This window comes from Halomonas sp. LMYGS-3, assembly GCF_059509875.1.
In genome coordinates, this window is sequence record NZ_JCAKFQ010000013.1 from 1 (window position 1) to 18,091 (window position 18,091).

The window sequence follows — 18,091 nt, forward strand, 5'->3', positions numbered from 1 at the left end:
CCCATGCGAGAGTAGGTCATCGTCAGGCACCTTTTCAGAAACCCCGGCCATTGGTCGGGGTTTCGTCGTTCAGGGGTCTCCCACGGAGAGTAGCGGAGCGCCGCCCGGATCATCGTCAGGCACCTTTTCAGAAACCCCGGCCATTGGTCGGGGTTTCGTCGTTTGGGGGCTCCCACGGAGAGTAGCGGAGCGCCGCCCGAGTCATCGTCAGGCACCTCTTCAGAGAAAACCCCGTGCACATCCGTGTTCGGGGTTTTTTCGTTTCCGATCGATGGATTTCCGGGGGACGAGAGTTCCGCTAGAATGTGCCTTTTCCCGTCTGGGGCATGAGGCATGACCATCGGTGACTTGATCCGCTTGCTGAGCGATGGCGAGTTCCATTCCGGTGAGCAGCTCGGCGAGCGCCTGGGGGTGTCGCGGGCGGCCGTCTGGAAGCAGTTGAGGAAGCTGGAATCGCTGGGTATCGCCATGGAGGCGGTGAAGGGGCAGGGGTATCGCCTGGCTGAGCCGTTGGAGTTGCTCGACGGGAGCAAGATCGTGGCTGGTCTATCAAGAGGGGGGCGACAGCACCTGGTGCGTCTGTTCGTCGAGGAGACGCTGCCCTCCAGCAACGCCTTCATCCGCGAGCGCTTCGAGCACAAGGCCGGTCATGGTGAGGTCTGTCTGGTGGAGCAGCAGAGTGAGGGCCGCGGGCGCCGTGGGCGTGTCTGGTCGACGCCTTGGGGGCGTACCCTGATGCTCTCTCTGGGGTGGCGCTTCGAGTCCGGTGTCACGGCCCTGGAGGGACTCAGCCTGGCCATCGGTGTGGTACTGGCGGAGGTGCTGGAGCAGCACGGCGTGCACCCTCTGCTGAAATGGCCAAACGATGTGCTGCTTGAGACGCCGGATGGCGAGTTGGGCAAGCTGGCCGGCATCCTGGTGGAGATCAGCGGCGATGCGGCCGGCCCTTGCGAGGTGGTCGTGGGCATGGGCATCAATGTCGACCTGCCCGCCGACTTCCGGGCCGGTATCGATCAGCCGGTGGCGGCGGTGCGTGACCAGGCCCCCGGGATCTCGCGCAATGCGTTGGCGCTGGAGCTGCTCGAGGGCTTGCTGCCGTTAATGGCGAACTTCGAGCGGCAGGGCTTTGCGGTGTGGCAGGAGGAGTGGAACAACCGTCACGCCTTCGTTGGCCGTGAGGTGGACATCTTGCGAGGCGGGGAGCGCGAGGTGGCCGTTGCCGAAGGGGTGGATGCATCCGGCAATCTCTGGGTCCAGCAGGGGCAGCGGCGTCTGCGCCTGGCGGGAGGGGAAATCAGCGTGCGTGGTCGCCCATGATCCTGGATCTCGATATCGGCAATACCCTGTCCAAGTGGCGATTGAAGGATGCCGATAGCAGCGAAATTCGCTCGCGCGGTGCCGTCTGGACCCGTGAGGAGTGGCGTCCCGGCGCGGATATACCGGACCTGGACGTGGTAGAGGCGGTGCGCATCTCCAGCGTGGCGCGCAAGGCGGTCCTGGAGGAGACTGTGGCGTTGCTGCGCCGTCGGGTCGGGGCGGTGCATGTGGCGCGCTCCACCGCCGAGGCTCTCGGCGTCACCAACGGCTACGAGGAGCCCGGTCGGTTGGGTGTGGATCGCTGGATGGGGACGCTGGCCGGCTACCAGCTGGCCGGTGGCTGCTGCAGCGTCGACTGCGGCAGTGCCATCACCGTCGACTTCGTGCTGCCGGGGGGGCGGCACCTGGGGGGATACATCCTCCCGGGCCTGCGACTGATGAAGGAGAGTCTCAAGCTCGGTACCCGCAACGTGGCCATCGACCCCGACAGCGAGGCAGAGGAGCTGCTGGTGCCGGGGCGCAGGACCGTCGAAGCGGTCAATCACGGCATCTACATGGCCGCGGTCAGCGCGCTGAATCGCATCTACAGCGAGGTGTGCGACCGGGAGAGCGTGCCTCTGCCCATGTTGTTGACCGGCGGGGATGCGCGGGTGATCTCACGGGGTATCGAGGTGCCCCATGCGGTCTGGCCGGACATGGTCTATGCCGGGCTCGAGGCCTGCTTCCCGTTGACCGCCGCCGAACGAGCGGGGCGACTGTCCGGAGCGCCGCGCGTGCCGGCGCCGGTTTCGCTGGAAAAGATACGTGCCGGGCTTGCATTCTCCATGCTGCTTTGACACAATGCGCCGCGTTCCGAGGCGACGGGGCTGTGCTGGAAGGTCGGTCTCCCTGGTCAAGATAGCTGAGAAAACAGTGACTTGACATCGGATAAAAAGGTGGTAACATGTGCCGCCAGTTGGAGGGGTTCCCGAGTGGCCAAAGGGAGCAGACTGTAAATCTGCCGCGAAAGCTTCGAAGGTTCGAATCCTTCCCCCTCCACCAGAATTCGCCGGCACCGGCATGGTCGGGTGGCGGCCGCAAGAGTGGGTAGGCGGGCATAGTTCAATGGTAGAACCTCAGCCTTCCAAGCTGATGATGCGGGTTCGATTCCCGCTGCCCGCTCCAGGCATCGAGTGACATATGGTGTCGACAGGTTGCGCTCATGTAGCTCAGGGGTAGAGCACACCCTTGGTAAGGGTGAGGTCGACGGTTCAAATCCGTCCATGAGCTCCATATCGAAAAGGCGAGCCACGTGGTTCGCCTTTTCTCTTTCCCCTCCGCGGCGGCGTCGTTGGGGAGGGGTTGTCAGGCGAGGCGGCTTTCGCTATCATAGCGCCCGCTGTCGTGCAGGCCGCTCGCAAGGGGTGGTTGCGGTACAGATACAGGCCAGTAGCTCAATTGGCAGAGCAGCGGTCTCCAAAACCGCAGGTTGGGGGTTCGATTCCCTCCTGGCCTGCCAGTCTTCCCCAGGCTGGCGTTATTTCATATACTTTCATGTTTCGATTGCCGCGCCCTGAGGAGTCTCGTTTTCATGAAGCATAGCGCCGAGGTGCAAGAGTCGCGCCACGACGGGCTCAAGTGGACGGTTGTCGTCACTCTGCTGGTCCTGGCCGTTGTCGGCAATACCTATTTCGCCGATCAGGCACTCCTCTATCGCGTGCTGGGTGTCGTCGCCCTGAGTGTAGTGGCGGCCCTGATCGCCCTGACCACGGGCAGGGGGCGCGAGCTCACTGAGCTGGCCAAGAGCGCCAAGAAGGAGATCCAGCGCGTGATATGGCCGACCCGCCCCGAGGCCGTGCAGACAACGGGCATCGTGCTGGTGGCCGTGCTGGTGGTCGGTCTGATGCTGTGGCTGATCGACACCCTTCTAGGCTGGGCGATGTCCGGCGTCATTGGTTAGGAGTTTCCATGTCCAAGCGTTGGTACGTCGTGCACGCCTACTCCGGCTTCGAGAAGCATGTCATGCGCTCGCTGATCGAGCGCGTGAAGATGCATGGCATGGAGGACCGTTTCGGCGAGATCCTGGTGCCCACCGAAGAAGTCGTCGAGATGCGAGATGGCAAGCGCCGCAAGAGTGAGCGCAAGTTCTATCCCGGCTACGTGCTGGTCGAGATGGAGATGGACGACGCGACCTGGCACCTGGTCAACGAGACCCCGCGCGTGATGGGGTTCATCGGCGGCACCAAGGAGAAGCCGGCGCCGATCACCCAGAAGGAGGCCGATGCCATCCTGCGTCGAGTGAAGGACGGCACCGACAAGCCTCGCCCCAAGACCTTGTTCGAGCCGGGTCAGTCCGTTCGCGTCATCGATGGCCCCTTCGCCGATTTCAATGGTGTGGTCGAAGAAGTCAACTACGACAAGAGTCGCCTGCAGGTCAGCGTGTTGATCTTCGGTCGCGCGACCCCTGTCGAACTGGAATTCGCGCAGGTCGAGAAGGAATAGCCTCTCGGCCTGACGTTCGCGATGCGGCCGCCTGGCCGGCCGCGTAACCCGGGGAGCCGCAAGGCGCTATTACCCAACTGGAGTTTACCATGGCCAAGAAAGTACAGGCTTACATCAAGCTGCAGGTCGCAGCTGGCAAAGCCAATCCGAGTCCCCCCGTGGGCCCCGCGCTGGGTCAGCACGGTGTCAATATCATGGAGTTCTGCAAGGCCTTCAATGCGGCCACCCAGGACATCGAGCCGGGCCTGCCGACTCCCGTGGTCATCACCGTCTACTCCGATCGCAGCTTCACCTTCGTCACCAAGACCCCGCCCGCGGCGGTCCTGCTGAAGAAGGCGGCTGGCATCAAGTCCGGCTCCGGTGAGCCGAACAAGAAGAAGGTCGGTACCGTGACCCGCGAGCAGCTCGAGGAGATCGCCAAGACCAAGGAGCCGGACCTGACGGCTGCCGATCTCGACGCCGCGGTGCGTACCATCGCCGGTAGCGCCCGCAGCATGGGCCTGAACGTGGAGGGTCTCTGATCATGGCTAAACTGTCCAAGCGCGCCAAGCTGATCCAGGAGAAGGTCGACACCACCAAGGTGTACTCCCTCGAGGACGCCGTGGCTCTGCTCGCCGAGCTGTCCACCGTCAAGTTCAAGGAGTCCCTGGACGTCGCCATCAACCTGGGCGTCGATCCGCGTAAATCCGACCAGGTCGTGCGTGGCGCCACCGTCATGCCCAATGGTACCGGCAAGGACGTGCGTGTCGCCGTCTTCACCCAGGGTGCCAACGCCGACGCCGCCAAGGAAGCCGGTGCCGACATCGTCGGCATGGACGACCTGGCCGAGCAGGTCAAGAAGGGGCAGCTCGACTTCGACGTGGTCATCGCCTCGCCGGACGCCATGCGCGTCGTCGGCCAGCTGGGCCAGATTCTCGGTCCGCGCGGCCTGATGCCGAACCCCAAGGTCGGCACCGTGACGCCGGACGTCGCCACCGCGGTGAAGAATGCCAAGGCCGGCCAGGTGCGCTTCCGCACCGACAAGAACGGCATCATCCATACCACCCTGGGCAAGGTCGACTTCGACGCTGCCGCCATCCAGGGCAATCTGGAGGCATTGGTCGCCGACCTCAAGCGGCTCAAGCCGAGCTCGTCCAAGGGTATCTATTTCAAGAAGGTGACCCTGTCCACCACCATGGGCCCGGGTATCACCGTCGATCACTCCGCGCTGGTCTGAGCGGCGGGTCGACGACAACAGGCAAGAACTTTGCGGTCCCCGTGCATGGTTGCAGAACGTGCCGGCGGGGCACCGTCAAAGACCGCAGGCGCCGCGCTTCATTGAGAAGGGCGGCTTAATCTTCCGCCGGGAAGGCCTGCGCAGATGGTGTGCCGCCAGGTTTCTGGTGAGCACCATCACCCAGGACTCCCGTTCAGGCGCTCGAGCGACTGAACGGGAGAGATGGTAACCACCGGAGTCTCGTTCGAGGTTCCGGCACGAAGGAGTGATCACTGTGCCACTAGCACTCGAAGGCAAGAAGGCGATTGTTGCCGAGGTCAGTGCAGCCGCCAAGGATGCTCTCTCCGTCGTAGTTGCCGACTCTCGTGGCGTCGCGGTCAGCGCGATGACCGACCTGCGCAAGCAGGCCCGCGAGAATGGCGTGCAGATCCGTGTTGTCCGCAACACCCTGGCACGCCGCGCCCTGTCCGGAACTCCCTGGGAGATTCTGGAAGAGACCTTCTCCGGCCCGACCATGCTGGCCTTCTCCTACGAGCATCCGGGCGCTGCCGCCCGCCTGTTCAAGGAGTTCGCCAAGGGTGAGAAGGACTTCGAAGTCAAGGCGCTGGCCTACGAAGGTGAGTTGATCCCGGCAAGCGACATCGACCGCCTGGCGACACTGCCGACCTACGATGAGGCGATCGCCAAGCTGATGTCCGTCATGAAGGAGGCTTCTGCCGGCAAGCTGGTTCGTACCCTCGCCGCGCTGCGTGACCAGAAGCAGGAAGCCGCCGCCTGATCGGGCGAACTCCTGCGCGCAGCCCGAATCGAATATTGAATCCTTGAGCTATCGGTCCACCGAAGCTCCCGCAAAGTTAGGAACCTGAAAATGGCACTGACCAAAGAAGACATCATCAACGCCGTTGCCGACATGTCCGTGATGGAAGTCGTCGACCTGATCGAAGCCATGGAAGAGAAGTTCGGCGTCTCTGCCGCTGCTGCCGTCGTGGCCGGCCCTGCCGCCGCCGGTGAAGTTGCCGAGGAGCAGACCGAGTTCGACCTGGTGCTGACCGCTGCCGGCGAGAAGAAGGTCAACGTGATCAAGGTCGTCCGCGAGATCACCGGCCTGGGCCTGAAGGAAGCCAAGGGTGCCGTCGATGGCGCACCGGCGACCATCAAGGAAGCCCTGTCCAAGGAAGACGCCGAAGCGGCCAAGGCCAAGCTGGAAGAAGCCGGCGCGAGCGTGGAGCTCAAGTAATCCTTGTGCCCATGGCTTCACGCGCTGCGTAAGCTTCCACGGCTGGTGGCGGGACACCCGCTGCCGGCCTTTTTCTGTTGTCACTGGCCTCTGCCCGTGCAGAGCCGCCAGCCGAATTCCGAAGGCGAGCAACCCAACGCGGTGCTTGCCTTCATCGCCTGACGGAGCCGCTCCCGTCGGGTGGCGCCGACCACGCATCGGTCACCCATGGTGAACAAGCTGGGGAATACAGATGGCTTACTCATACACTGAGAAAAAACGCATCCGCAAGGATTTCGGCAAACTGCCCCAAGTGATGGATGTGCCCTACCTGCTGGCCATCCAGCTTGATTCCTACTACGACTTTCTCCAGCAGGACCGCTCGCCCGAGGAGCGCCTCGAGATCGGTCTGCATGCGGCCTTCAAGTCCGTGTTCCCGATCGAGAGCTTCTCCGGCAATGCCGCCCTGGAGTACGTCAGCTACCGTTTCGGCACCCCGGCCTTCGACGTCAAGGAGTGCCAGTTGCGTGGCGTCACCTACTCGGCTCCGCTGCGGGTCAAGGTTCGCCTGATCATCTACGACAAGGAGTCGTCGAACAAGGCCATCAAGGACATCAAGGAGCAGGAAGTCTACATGGGGGAAATCCCCCTGATGACTGAGAACGGCACCTTCGTCGTCAACGGCACCGAGCGGGTCATCGTTTCCCAGCTGCACCGCTCGCCGGGGGTATTCTTCGACCACGACAAGGGCAAGAGCCACTCCTCCGGCAAGCTGCTCTACTCCGCCAGGGTGATCCCCTACCGCGGGTCCTGGCTGGACTTCGAGTTCGACCCGAAGGACAGCGTCTTCGTGCGCATCGACCGCCGCCGCAAGCTGCCGGCCACGGTGCTGATGCGGGCGCTGGGCATGAGTGCCGAGGAGATCCTCGACGAGTTCTTCGAGACCAGTACCTTCCACATCGAGCAGTCCGGCTTCTCCGTGGAGCTGGTGCCGTCGCGCCTGCGCGGCGAGACCGCCACCTTCGACATCAAGGATGGCGAGGGCAACCTGATCGTCGAGGAAGGCCGCCGCATCACCCAGAAGCACATCCGCCAGCTGGAGAAGGCCGGCCTCGAGCGCCTCGAGGTGCCGATGGAGTACCTCTTCGGCAAGACCCTGGGCAAGGACCAGGTCGACCCCAACACCGGCGAGTTGATCTGCCCCTGCAACAGCGAGATCACCCCGGATCTGCTCGAGAAACTGGGCCAGGCCGGCATCACTACCCTCGAGACCCTCTACACCAACGACCTCGACTGCGGGCCCTTCATCTCGGACACCCTCAAGCTGGACACCACCGGGTCCCAGCTCGAGGCATTGGTCGAGATCTACCGCATGATGCGTCCCGGCGAGCCGCCCACCAAGGAGGCCGCCGAGACCCTGTTCCACAACCTGTTCTTCACCGAGGACCGCTACGACCTTTCCGGCGTCGGTCGCATGAAATTCAACCGTCGCCTGCGTCGCGACGCCGACACCGGTTCCGGTGTGCTCGACCAGCGCGACATCCTCGATGTGCTCAAGGAGCTGATCAATATCCGTAACGGCTTCGGTGAAGTCGACGATATCGATCACCTGGGCAACCGTCGCATCCGCTGCGTCGGCGAGATGGCCGAGAACCAGTTCCGCGTCGGCCTGGTGCGCGTCGAGCGCGCGGTCAAGGAGCGCCTCTCCATGGCCGAAAGCGAAGGTCTGATGCCCCAGGACCTGATCAACGCCAAGCCGGTGGCGGCGGCGGTCAAGGAGTTCTTCGGCTCGAGCCAGCTCTCCCAGTTCATGGACCAGAACAACCCGCTCTCCGAGGTCACCCACAAGCGCCGTGTCTCCGCACTCGGTCCGGGCGGCCTGACACGCGAGCGGGCCGGCTTCGAGGTGCGCGACGTCCACGCCACGCACTACGGTCGCCTGTGCCCGATCGAGACCCCGGAAGGTCCCAACATCGGCTTGATCAACTCGCTGGCCACCTACAGCCACACCAACAGCTACGGCTTCCTCGAGACGCCCTACCGCAAAGTGGTGGACCGTCAGGTGACCGACGAGGTGGTGCACCTCTCGGCCATCGAGGAGGGGGATTACATCATCGCCCAGGCCTCGGCCACCGTGGATGAGGCCAACAAGCTGGTCGACGACCTGGTGCAGGTGCGCCACAAGGGCGAGACCACCTTCATGCGTCCCGAGCAGGTCACCCTCATGGACGTCTCCCCGCGCCAGGTGGTGTCGGTGGCGGCGGCGCTGATTCCGTTCCTCGAGCACGACGATGCCAACCGCGCCCTGATGGGGTCGAACATGCAGCGTCAGGCGGTGCCGACCCTGCGTGCCGAGAAGCCGCTGGTGGGGACCGGCATGGAGCGCTTCGTGGCCCGTGACTCCGGTGTCTGCGCCGTGGCACGCCGCGGCGGCGTGATCGATTCGGTCGACGCCAAGCGCATCGTGGTGCGCATCAACGAGGACGAGATCATCGGCGGCGAGGCCGGCGTCGACATCTACAACCTCACCAAGTACGTGCGGTCCAACCAGAACACCTGCATGAACCAGCGTCCCATCGTGCGCCCCGGCGACGAGGTGGCGCGAGGCGACATCCTGGCCGACGGCCCCTCCGTCGACATGGGCGACCTGGCGCTGGGCCAGAACATGCGCATCGCCTTCATGCCCTGGAACGGCTACAACTTCGAGGACTCCATCCTGCTCTCCGAGCGGGTGGTCCAGGAAGACCGCTTCACCACCATCCACATCCAGGAGCTGACCTGCGTGTCGCGCGACACCAAGCTGGGGCCGGAGGAGATCACCTCCGACATCCCCAACGTGGGCGAGTCGGCACTGGCCAAGCTGGATGAGGCCGGCGTGGTCTACATCGGTGCCGAGGTCGGACCGGGCGATATCCTGGTCGGCAAGGTCACGCCCAAGGGCGAGACCCAGCTGACCCCGGAAGAGAAGCTGCTGCGCGCGATCTTCGGCGAGAAGGCCAGCGACGTGAAGGACACGTCTCTGCGGGCGCCGACTGGCATGCGCGGCACCGTCATCGACGTCCAGGTGTTCACCCGCGACGGCGTGGAGAAGGACTCCCGGGCGCTGGCCATCGAGCAGATGCAGCTCGACGAGGTGCGCAAGGACCTGCAGGAGACCTACCGCATCGCCGAGGACGCCACCTTCGAGCGCCTCAGGCGCACCCTCTCCGGCCAGGCCGTCAACGGCGGTCCGAAGCTGAAGAAGGGTGATATCCTCTCCGACGACTACCTGGAGGAGCTGCCGCGCCAGCAGTGGTTCAAGCTGCGCCTGCAGGACGAGGCGCTCAATGAGCTGCTGGCCCAGGCCGACGAGCAGCTGGAGAATCGTCGCAAGGAGATGGACGAGCGTTTCGAGGACAAGAAGCGCAAACTGACCCAGGGCGACGATCTCGCGCCGGGCGTGCTCAAGATCGTCAAGGTCTACATGGCGGTCAAGCGCCGCATCCAGCCGGGCGACAAGATGGCCGGCCGTCACGGCAACAAGGGCGTCATCTCGGCGATCATGCCGATCGAGGACATGCCCTTTGACGACAACGGCGAGCCGGTCGACGTGGTGCTCAACCCGCTCGGCGTGCCGTCACGGATGAACGTCGGTCAGATCCTCGAGACCCACCTGGGCCTGGCGGCCCGTGGCCTCGGGGTGAAGATCGAACGGATGCTGCGCGAGGCCCGTGACCAGCAGGTTGGCCAGCTGCGCGACTTCCTGGGGCAGGTCTACAACACCGAGGGCACTCGCGTCGAGAACCTCGACTCGCTGACCGACGATGAGGTGATCGCCCTGGCGAAGAACCTCCAGGGCGGCGTGCCCATGGCCTCGCCGGTGTTCGACGGCGCCAAGGAGGGCGAGATCAAGCACCTGCTCAAGCTGGCCGAGCTGCCGGATTCGGGCCAGATGACCCTCTACGACGGCCGCTCCGGCGACGCCTTCGACCGCCCGGTGACGGTGGGGTACATGTACATGCTGAAGCTCAACCACCTGGTGGACGACAAGATGCATGCGCGTTCCACCGGCTCCTACTCGCTGGTCACCCAGCAGCCGCTGGGCGGCAAGGCGCAGTTCGGTGGTCAGCGCTTCGGCGAGATGGAGGTCTGGGCCCTGGAAGCCTACGGTGCGGCCTACACCCTCCAGGAGATGCTCACGGTCAAGTCCGACGACGTGGAAGGGCGCACCAAGATGTACAAGAGCATCGTGGACGGCGACCACACCATGCAGGCGGGCATGCCGGAATCCTTCAACGTGCTGGTGAAGGAGATCCGTTCGCTGGGCATCGATATCGAGTTAGAGAGCTAGGAGCCTCCCAATGAAAGATTTGGTGAAAGTCCTCAAATCGCAGTCTCAGTCCGACGAGTTCGACGCGATCAAGATCACGCTCGCGTCGCCGGACATGATTCGCTCCTGGTCCTTCGGCGAGGTCAAGAAGCCCGAGACCATCAACTACCGCACCTTCAAGCCGGAGCGGGATGGGCTGTTCTGCGCCAAGATCTTCGGTCCGGTGAAGGACTACGAGTGCCTGTGCGGCAAGTACAAGCGCATGAAGCACCGTGGCATCATCTGCGAGAAGTGCGGCGTCGAGGTCACCAAGGCCGCGGTACGCCGTGAACGCATGGGCCACATCGAGCTGGCCAGCCCCGTCGCGCATATCTGGTTCCTCAAGTCGCTGCCGTCGCGCATCGGCATGTTCCTCGACATGACCCTGCGCGACATCGAGCGCGTGCTCTATTTCGAGAGCTTCGTGGTCATCGATCCGGGCATGACCACCCTCGAACGCGGTCAGTTGCTCAATGACGAGCAGTACTTCGAGGCCCTCGAGGAGTTCGGCGACGACTTCGACGCCCGTATGGGCGCCGAGGCCGTCCAGGCGCTGCTCAAGGATATCGACCTCGAGGAGGAGATCGATCGCCTGCGCGAGGAGATCCCCCAGACCAACTCCGAGACCAAGATCAAGAAGCTCTCCAAGCGGCTCAAGCTGCTGGAGGCCTTCCACCAGTCGGGCAACGCCCCGGCGTGGATGGTCATGGAGGTGCTGCCGGTGCTGCCGCCGGACCTGCGTCCGCTGGTGCCGCTGGACGGCGGGCGCTTCGCGACCTCCGATCTCAACGACCTCTACCGTCGCGTGATCAATCGCAACAATCGCCTCAAGCGGCTGCTCGACCTCAATGCGCCGGACATCATCGTGCGCAACGAGAAGCGCATGCTGCAGGAGGCGGTCGACGCCCTGCTCGACAACGGCCGTCGCGGCCGGGCCATCACGGGCTCGAACAAGCGCCCGCTGAAGTCGCTGGCCGACATGATCAAGGGCAAGCAGGGGCGCTTCCGCCAGAACCTGCTGGGCAAGCGCGTCGATTACTCGGGCCGCAGCGTGATCACCGTCGGCCCGACCCTGCGCCTGCATCAGTGCGGCCTGCCGAAGAAGATGGCGCTCGAGCTGTTCAAGCCGTTCATCTACTCCAAGCTGCAGACCCTGGGGTACGCGTCGACCATCAAGGCCGCCAAGAAGATGGTCGAGCGCGAGCTGCCCGAGGTGTGGGACATCCTCGCCGATGTCATCCGCGAGCACCCGGTGCTGCTCAACCGTGCCCCGACCCTGCACCGCCTCGGCATCCAGGCCTTCGAGCCGCTGCTGATCGAGGGCAAGGCGATCCAGCTGCACCCGCTGGTGTGTGCCGCCTACAACGCCGACTTCGACGGTGACCAGATGGCGGTCCACGTGCCGCTGACGCTGGAGGCCCAGCTCGAGGCGCGGGCGCTGATGATGGCCACCAACAACGTGCTGTCACCGGCCAACGGCGAGCCGATCATCGTGCCGTCCCAGGACGTGGTGCTGGGCCTCTACTACATGACCCGCGAGCGCATCAACGCCAAGGGCGAGGGCATGGTGTTCGCCAACCTCAACGAGGTGGAACGCGCCTTCGGCACCCAGAGCGTCGAGCTGCACGCCCGGGTCAAGGTGCGCCTGAGCGAGGTCGAGATCGACGAGGAGACCGGCGAGAAGCGCGAGCACCGCCGCATCTACGACACCACCGTGGGGCGCGCCCTGCTGTTCCGCATCCTGCCCGAGGGCGTGCCCTTCGAACTCGTCGACCAGTCGATGAAGAAGAAGGCGATCTCGAAGCTGATCAACGAGGTGTATCGCCGTGCCGGCCTCAAGCCGGCGGTGATCTTCGCCGACCAGCTGATGTACACCGGCTTCCGCCTGGCGACCTGGTCCGGCGCCTCCATCGGGGTCAACGACTTCGTCATTCCCGAGGCCAAGGCCGAGATCATCGAGGCCGCCGAGGACGAGGTGAAGGAGATCGAGGACCAGTTCTCCTCCGGTCTCGTCACCGCGGGCGAGAAGTACAACAAGGTCATCGACATCTGGTCCAAGGCCAACGATAAGGTGGCCAAGGCGATGATGGCAGGCATCTCCAAGGAGACGGTGATCGACCGCGACGGCAAGGAGGTCGAGCAGGACTCGTTCAACAGCGTCTTCATCATGGCCGACTCCGGGGCCCGGGGGAGTGCCGCCCAGATCCGTCAGCTGGCAGGGATGCGTGGCCTGATGGCCAAGCCGGATGGCTCGATCATCGAGACGCCGATCGTCGCCAACTTCCGCGAGGGCCTGAACGTCCTCCAGTACTTCATCTCGACCCACGGCGCGCGGAAGGGCCTCGCGGACACCGCACTCAAGACCGCCAACTCCGGTTACCTGACCCGCCGCCTGGTCGACGTGGCCCAGGACATGGTGATCACCGAGGCGGATTGCGGTACAGAGAACGGCCTGACCCTGCACCCGGTCATCGAGGGTGGTGATATCATCGTCTCCCTGGCGCAGCGTGTGCTGGGGCGCGTGGTGGCCCAGGACGTCATCGACCCGTCCACCCAGGACGTGTTGATCCCGCGCGGCACCCTGCTCGATGAGGCCTGGTGCGCCGAGCTCGACACCATGGGTGTCGATGAGATCGTGGTGCGCAGCGCCATCGCCTGCGAGACCGCCCACGGCGTCTGCTCGGCCTGCTACGGTCGCGACCTGGCGCGTGGCCACCAGGTCAACATCGGTGAGGCGGTGGGCGTCATCGCCGCCCAGTCGATCGGCGAGCCGGGTACCCAGCTGACCATGCGGACCTTCCACATCGGTGGCGCGGCATCGCGTGCCTCCGCCGTGGACAGTGTGCAGGTCAAGCATGGTGGCAGGGTGCGCTTGCACAACATCAAGTTCGTAGAGCGTGCCGATGGCAAGCTGGTGGTGGTCTCCCGCTCCAGTGCCCTGGCGGTGGCCGACGATCATGGTCGCGAGCGGGAGTACTACAAGCTCCCCTACGGCGCCGAGCTCTCGGTCAGGGACGGTGAGGCGGTCGAAGCCGGCCAGGCCGTCGCCAAGTGGGATCCGCACACCCACCCGATCGTCGCCGAGGCCGAGGGTACCGTGCAGTACGCCGACATGGACGAGGGCCTGACCATCCACCGCAGCGTGGACGAGATGACCGGTCTCTCCTCCATCGAGGTGATCGAGGCGGCGGCGCGGCCCATGGCCGGCCGCGACAAGCGTCCGATGATCCTGCTGGCAGGCGATGACGGCAAGCCGGTCACGGTGTCCGGCTCCGACACTCCTGTGCAGTACCTGCTGCCGGGCAAGGCGATCGTCACCGCCGACAACGGCTCGAAGATCGGTATCGGCGAGATCGTCGCGCGGATCCCGGTGGAGGCGTCCGCCAACAAGGACATCACCGGGGGTCTGCCGCGCGTGGCCGACCTGTTCGAGGCGCGCAAGCCGAAGGAACCGGCGATCCTCGCCGAGATCAGCGGCGTGATCAGCTTCGGCAAGGAGACCAAGGGCAAGCGGCGCCTGACCATCACCCCCGAGGGTGGCGGCGACCCGTTCGAGATGCTGATCCCGAAGTGGCGCCAGATCGCCGTGTTCGAGGGCGAGAGCGTCGAGAAGGGCGAGGTGATCTCCGATGGCCCGAGCAATCCCCACGACATCCTGCGCCTGCTGGGCGTGGCGGAGCTGGCCAAGTACATCACCGCCGAGATCCAGGACGTCTACCGCCTGCAGGGCGTGGGCATCAACGACAAGCACATCGAAGTGATCGTGCGTCAGATGCTGCGCAAGGTGGAGATCACCGACTCCGGCGACTCGGACTTCATCCCGGGCGACCAGGTCGAACTGGTTCGAGTGCTCGAGCAGAACCACTTCCTCGAGAAGGGAGAGAAATTCCCGGCCAAGTACCAGCGGGTGTTGCTGGGTATCACCAAGGCCAGCCTGGCCACCGAGTCGTTCATCTCCGCCGCCTCCTTCCAGGAGACCACGCGGGTGCTGACCGAAGCGGCGGTCACCGGCAAGCGCGATTACCTGCGCGGCCTGAAGGAGAACGTGGTGGTGGGACGCTTGATCCCGGCCGGTACCGGCCTGACCCACCACGCGGAGCGCAAGCGCAAGCGTGAAGACGCCGACCGCCTGCTCCATCCGTCGGCCTTCGATGTCGAGCAGGAGCTGGGCGCCCAGCTCACGGCGCTCGACTCGGATGACGACGAGATCTGACGCCCGCTCCGTCGGCCTGGCGTCCTCCCCGCAGGGCAGGACGCCAGGCTTGACGGCCAGCCTCGTCAGCCATTAGAATGCGCAGCCTTTAACAGTGGGGTGGGTGCGCCCGCGCCCGCTGAAAGGCAAGGCAACCCATTGGAGTCAGCTACACACCATGGCAACGATCAATCAGCTCGTGCGCAAGCCGCGCAAGCGTCCCGTCAGCAAGAGCGACGTGCCGGCGCTGCAGGCCTGCCCGCAGAAGCGCGGGGTCTGCACCCGCGTCTACACCACCACCCCGAAGAAGCCGAACTCGGCCCTGCGTAAGGTGTGCCGTGTGCGCCTCACCAACGGCTACGAGGTCTCTTCGTACATCGGCGGTGAGGGCCATAACCTCCAGGAGCACTCCGTGGTCCTGATTCGCGGCGGCCGTGTCAAGGACCTCCCCGGTGTGCGCTATCACACCGTGCGTGGCGCCCTCGACACCTCTGGCGTACAGAACCGCAAGCAGGGCCGCTCCAAGTACGGCACCAAGCGTCCCAAGGTGTAATCGGGCGGCTCCCGTCGCCCCTACGAAATGCATGGCATCGGTCTGATAAGAGTAAGGTCGAGCACCGCCGTCGGTGGTCGTCTCGGGTTTACCTGAAGGACCCTTTACAGAGGGCTTATCATGCCTAGAAGAAGAGTTGCTGCTAAGCGCGAGATCCTGCCGGATCCCAAGTTCGGAAGCGAGCGCCTGGCGAAGTTCATGAACCACCTGATGGTCAGCGGCAAGAAGTCCGTAGCTGAGCGCATCGTCTACGGTGCGCTGGACAGGGTTGCCGAGCGTAGCAAGGAAGAGCCGCTGGAGATCTTCGACAAGGCGCTGGAAGCCATCCAGCCGATGGTCGAGGTCAAGTCGCGCCGCGTCGGCGGTGCGACCTATCAGGTGCCGGTCGAGGTTCGCCCCTCGCGTCGTCAGGCGCTGGCCATGCGCTGGCTGGTGGATGCGGCCCGTCGTCGTGGCGAGAAGACCATGGTGCAACGCCTGGCCGGCGAGATGCTGGATGCCGCCGAAGGCAAGGGCTCGGCCGTCAAGAAGCGTGAAGACGTGCATCGCATGGCAGAAGCCAACAAGGCCTTCTCGCACTATCGTTTCTAAGTGCAGCGCTTCTAACGCATCGCCAACCAACGGGGAGTTCCAACGTGGCTCGCAAGACTCCGCTAAATCGTTACCGCAATATCGGTATCGTTGCACACGTCGACGCCGGCAAGACCACCACGACCGAGCGCGTCCTGTTCTACACCGGCCTGTCCCACAAGGTCGGTGAGGTCCATGAGGGGGCTGCCACCATGGACTGGATGGAGCAGGAGCAGGAGCGTGGTATCACCATCACCTCCGCGGCGACCACCTGCTTCTGGCAGGGCATGAACAAGCAGTTCGATGAGCACCGCATCAATATCATCGACACCCCCGGGCACGTCGACTTCACCATCGAGGTGGAGCGTTCCCTGCGCGTGCTCGACGGGGCCGTGGTGGTGCTGTGCGGCAGCTCCGGCGTGCAGCCCCAGACCGAGACCGTGTGGCGCCAGGCCAACAAGTACGAAGTGCCGCGCATGGTGTTCGTCAACAAGATGGACCGCACCGGTGCCGACTTCTTCATGGTGGTCGAGCAGCTCAAGGAGCGTCTCGGCGCCAATGCGGTGCCGATCCAGATCAACTGGGGCACCGAGGAAGAGTTCAAGGGCGTCATCGACCTGATCGCCATGAAGGCCATTCTCTGGGACGAAGACAACTTCGGCATGAACTACGAGCTGGTGGATATCCCCGCCGAGCTCCAGGAGACCGCCGAGAAGTATCGCGAAGAGATGGTCGAGGCGGCCGCCGAGGCCTCCGAAGAGCTGATGGACAAGTACCTCGAGGAGGGGGAGCTGACCGTCGAGGAGATCAAGGCCGGCCTGCGTCGTCGCACCCTGGACAACGAGATCGTGCTGGTCACCTGCGGCTCCGCGTTCAAGAACAAGGGCGTGCAGGCGGTGCTGGATGGCGTGATCGAGTACATGCCGTCACCCACCGAGGTCAAGGCCATCGAGGGTGAGCTGGACGACAAGGACGGCACCATCGCCACGCGCGAGGCGGACGACAACGCTCCCTTCTCGGCGCTGGCGTTCAAGATCGCCACCGACCCCTTCGTCGGTACCCTGACCTTCATTCGCGTCTACTCCGGCGTGCTGAAGTCGGGTGACAGCGTCTACAATTCGGTCAAGCAGAAGAAGGAGCGCGTGGGGCGTATCGTGCAGATGCACGCCAACTCGCGCGAGGAGATCAAGGAGGTGCTGGCCGGCGACATCGCCGCGTGCATCGGTCTCAAGGACGTCACCACCGGTGACACCCTGTGCGATCTGGAGAACAAGATCGTTCTCGAGCGCATGGAGTTCCCCGATCCGGTGATCTCCGTGGCCGTGGAGCCGAAGTCCAAGGCCGACCAGGAGAAGATGGGCGTGGCGCTGGGCAAGCTGGCCCAGGAGGATCCGTCCTTCCAGGTCAAGACCGACGAAGAGACCGGCCAGACCATCATCTCCGGCATGGGCGAGCTGCACCTCGACATCCTTGTCGACCGCATGCGCCGCGAGTTCAAGGTCGAGGCCAACATCGGCAAGCCGCAGGTCGCCTACCGCGAGACCATCCGCGGCACGGTCGAGCAGGAAGGCAAGTTCGTGCGCCAGTCCGGCGGTCGCGGCCAGTACGGCCACGTCTATCTTCGCATCGAGCCGCTCACCGCAGCGGACAAGGGTGAAGACGAGGAGATGCACTTCAAGTTCGCCTCGGAAATCGTTGGCGGCGTGGTTCCCAAGGAATACGTGCCGGCCGTCGAGAAAGGGGCCTACGAGCAGCTGCAGAACGGTGTCATCGCGGGCTACCCGATGATTGACGTCAAGGTCACGCTGTTCGACGGTTCCTACCATGACGTGGACTCGAACGAGACCGCGTTCAAGGTTGCCTCTTCCATGGCGATCAAGGAAGGTGCCAAGAAGGCGAGGGCCGTGCTCCTGGAGCCGGTGATGAAGGTCGAGGTCGTGACCCCCGAGGACTTCATGGGTGACGTCATGGGCGACCTGAACCGCCGTCGTGGCCTCGTTCAGGGCATGGATGATTCCTCTTCCGGCAAGGTCATCCGCGCCACGGTACCGCTGGCTGAGATGTTCGGTTACGCGACCGACCTGCGTTCTCAGACCCAGGGCCGCGCAAGCTACACCATGGAGTTTGCGAGTTACGAAGAGGCGCCGTCCAGCGTCGTTGAAGCCGTCATCAACCAGAACGGTTAACCGTTAGCTAAC

General features: G+C 64.3%; 13 protein-coding genes and 4 tRNA genes. All 17 read left to right on the forward strand.

Annotated features, from left to right (window positions below; genetic code table 11):
- Positions 1 to 333 precede the first annotated feature (333 nt).
- Positions 334 to 1,317: a biotin--[acetyl-CoA-carboxylase] ligase gene (locus tag AC5W54_RS13215; RefSeq protein WP_495962565.1), complete on the forward strand. Its 984-nt coding sequence runs from the start codon at positions 334 to 336 to the stop codon at positions 1,315 to 1,317.
- Positions 1,314 to 2,153, forward strand: coding sequence for a type III pantothenate kinase (locus AC5W54_RS13220; RefSeq protein ID WP_495962566.1), 840 nt, complete (start codon positions 1,314 to 1,316; stop codon positions 2,151 to 2,153). Before AC5W54_RS13215 ends, AC5W54_RS13220 begins: the two co-directional genes overlap by 4 nt.
- A gap of 121 nt (positions 2,154 to 2,274) precedes the next feature.
- A tRNA-Tyr gene (locus AC5W54_RS13225) sits at positions 2,275 to 2,358 on the forward strand.
- A 49-nt stretch (positions 2,359 to 2,407) separates the two neighbouring features.
- Positions 2,408 to 2,481, forward strand: a tRNA-Gly gene (locus AC5W54_RS13230).
- Between the two features lie 33 nt (positions 2,482 to 2,514).
- Positions 2,515 to 2,589, forward strand: a tRNA-Thr gene (locus AC5W54_RS13235).
- A 150-nt stretch (positions 2,590 to 2,739) separates the two neighbouring features.
- Positions 2,740 to 2,815, forward strand: a tRNA-Trp gene (locus AC5W54_RS13240).
- Positions 2,816 to 2,887: 72 nt separating this feature from the next.
- Positions 2,888 to 3,256: a preprotein translocase subunit SecE gene (gene secE / locus AC5W54_RS13245; protein ID WP_495962567.1), complete on the forward strand. Its 369-nt coding sequence runs from the start codon at positions 2,888 to 2,890 to the stop codon at positions 3,254 to 3,256.
- A gap of 8 nt (positions 3,257 to 3,264) precedes the next feature.
- A complete protein-coding gene (nusG, locus tag AC5W54_RS13250) occupies positions 3,265 to 3,798 on the forward strand; it encodes a transcription termination/antitermination protein NusG (protein WP_495962568.1) in 534 nt (177 codons plus the stop codon).
- A gap of 89 nt (positions 3,799 to 3,887) precedes the next feature.
- Positions 3,888 to 4,319, forward strand: coding sequence for a 50S ribosomal protein L11 (gene rplK / locus AC5W54_RS13255; RefSeq protein ID WP_102626767.1), 432 nt, complete (start codon positions 3,888 to 3,890; stop codon positions 4,317 to 4,319).
- A gap of 2 nt (positions 4,320 to 4,321) precedes the next feature.
- Positions 4,322 to 5,014, forward strand: coding sequence for a 50S ribosomal protein L1 (gene rplA, locus AC5W54_RS13260; protein WP_495962569.1), 693 nt, complete (start codon positions 4,322 to 4,324; stop codon positions 5,012 to 5,014).
- Between the two features lie 274 nt (positions 5,015 to 5,288).
- Positions 5,289 to 5,792 carry a 50S ribosomal protein L10 gene (rplJ, locus tag AC5W54_RS13265; protein WP_495962570.1) on the forward strand — a complete coding sequence of 168 codons (504 nt, stop codon included), beginning with the start codon at positions 5,289 to 5,291 and terminating at the stop codon, positions 5,790 to 5,792.
- A 90-nt stretch (positions 5,793 to 5,882) separates the two neighbouring features.
- Positions 5,883 to 6,251 carry a 50S ribosomal protein L7/L12 gene (gene rplL, locus AC5W54_RS13270; RefSeq protein ID WP_495962571.1) on the forward strand — a complete coding sequence of 123 codons (369 nt, stop codon included), beginning with the start codon at positions 5,883 to 5,885 and terminating at the stop codon, positions 6,249 to 6,251.
- 232 nt (positions 6,252 to 6,483) lie between these two features.
- Positions 6,484 to 10,560: a DNA-directed RNA polymerase subunit beta gene (rpoB, locus tag AC5W54_RS13275; protein ID WP_495962572.1), complete on the forward strand. Its 4,077-nt coding sequence runs from the start codon at positions 6,484 to 6,486 to the stop codon at positions 10,558 to 10,560.
- A 10-nt stretch (positions 10,561 to 10,570) separates the two neighbouring features.
- On the forward strand, positions 10,571 to 14,791 hold the full coding sequence (gene rpoC / locus AC5W54_RS13280) for a DNA-directed RNA polymerase subunit beta' (protein ID WP_495962573.1): 4,221 nt from the start codon (positions 10,571 to 10,573) through the stop codon (positions 14,789 to 14,791).
- A 157-nt stretch (positions 14,792 to 14,948) separates the two neighbouring features.
- On the forward strand, positions 14,949 to 15,323 hold the full coding sequence (rpsL, locus tag AC5W54_RS13285; RefSeq protein ID WP_183332947.1) for a 30S ribosomal protein S12: 375 nt from the start codon (positions 14,949 to 14,951) through the stop codon (positions 15,321 to 15,323).
- Positions 15,324 to 15,443: 120 nt separating this feature from the next.
- On the forward strand, positions 15,444 to 15,914 hold the full coding sequence (rpsG, locus tag AC5W54_RS13290; protein WP_102626760.1) for a 30S ribosomal protein S7: 471 nt from the start codon (positions 15,444 to 15,446) through the stop codon (positions 15,912 to 15,914).
- A 44-nt stretch (positions 15,915 to 15,958) separates the two neighbouring features.
- On the forward strand, positions 15,959 to 18,079 hold the full coding sequence (gene fusA / locus AC5W54_RS13295; protein ID WP_495962574.1) for an elongation factor G: 2,121 nt from the start codon (positions 15,959 to 15,961) through the stop codon (positions 18,077 to 18,079).
- The last annotated feature ends 12 nt before the right edge of the window (positions 18,080 to 18,091 follow it).

Coding starts and splice junctions, on each gene's coding strand:
- rpoB (WP_495962572.1), top strand. CDS start 6,484: ATGGCTTACTCATACACTGAGAAAAAACGCATCCGCAAGGATTTCGGC.
- nusG (WP_495962568.1), top strand. CDS start 3,265: ATGTCCAAGCGTTGGTACGTCGTGCACGCCTACTCCGGCTTCGAGAAG.
- AC5W54_RS13215 (WP_495962565.1), top strand. CDS start 334: ATGACCATCGGTGACTTGATCCGCTTGCTGAGCGATGGCGAGTTCCAT.
- AC5W54_RS13220 (WP_495962566.1), top strand. CDS start 1,314: ATGATCCTGGATCTCGATATCGGCAATACCCTGTCCAAGTGGCGATTG.
- secE (WP_495962567.1), top strand. CDS start 2,888: ATGAAGCATAGCGCCGAGGTGCAAGAGTCGCGCCACGACGGGCTCAAG.
- rpsG (WP_102626760.1), top strand. CDS start 15,444: ATGCCTAGAAGAAGAGTTGCTGCTAAGCGCGAGATCCTGCCGGATCCC.
- rplL (WP_495962571.1), top strand. CDS start 5,883: ATGGCACTGACCAAAGAAGACATCATCAACGCCGTTGCCGACATGTCC.
- rpoC (WP_495962573.1), top strand. CDS start 10,571: ATGAAAGATTTGGTGAAAGTCCTCAAATCGCAGTCTCAGTCCGACGAG.
- rplA (WP_495962569.1), top strand. CDS start 4,322: ATGGCTAAACTGTCCAAGCGCGCCAAGCTGATCCAGGAGAAGGTCGAC.
- rplK (WP_102626767.1), top strand. CDS start 3,888: ATGGCCAAGAAAGTACAGGCTTACATCAAGCTGCAGGTCGCAGCTGGC.
- rpsL (WP_183332947.1), top strand. CDS start 14,949: ATGGCAACGATCAATCAGCTCGTGCGCAAGCCGCGCAAGCGTCCCGTC.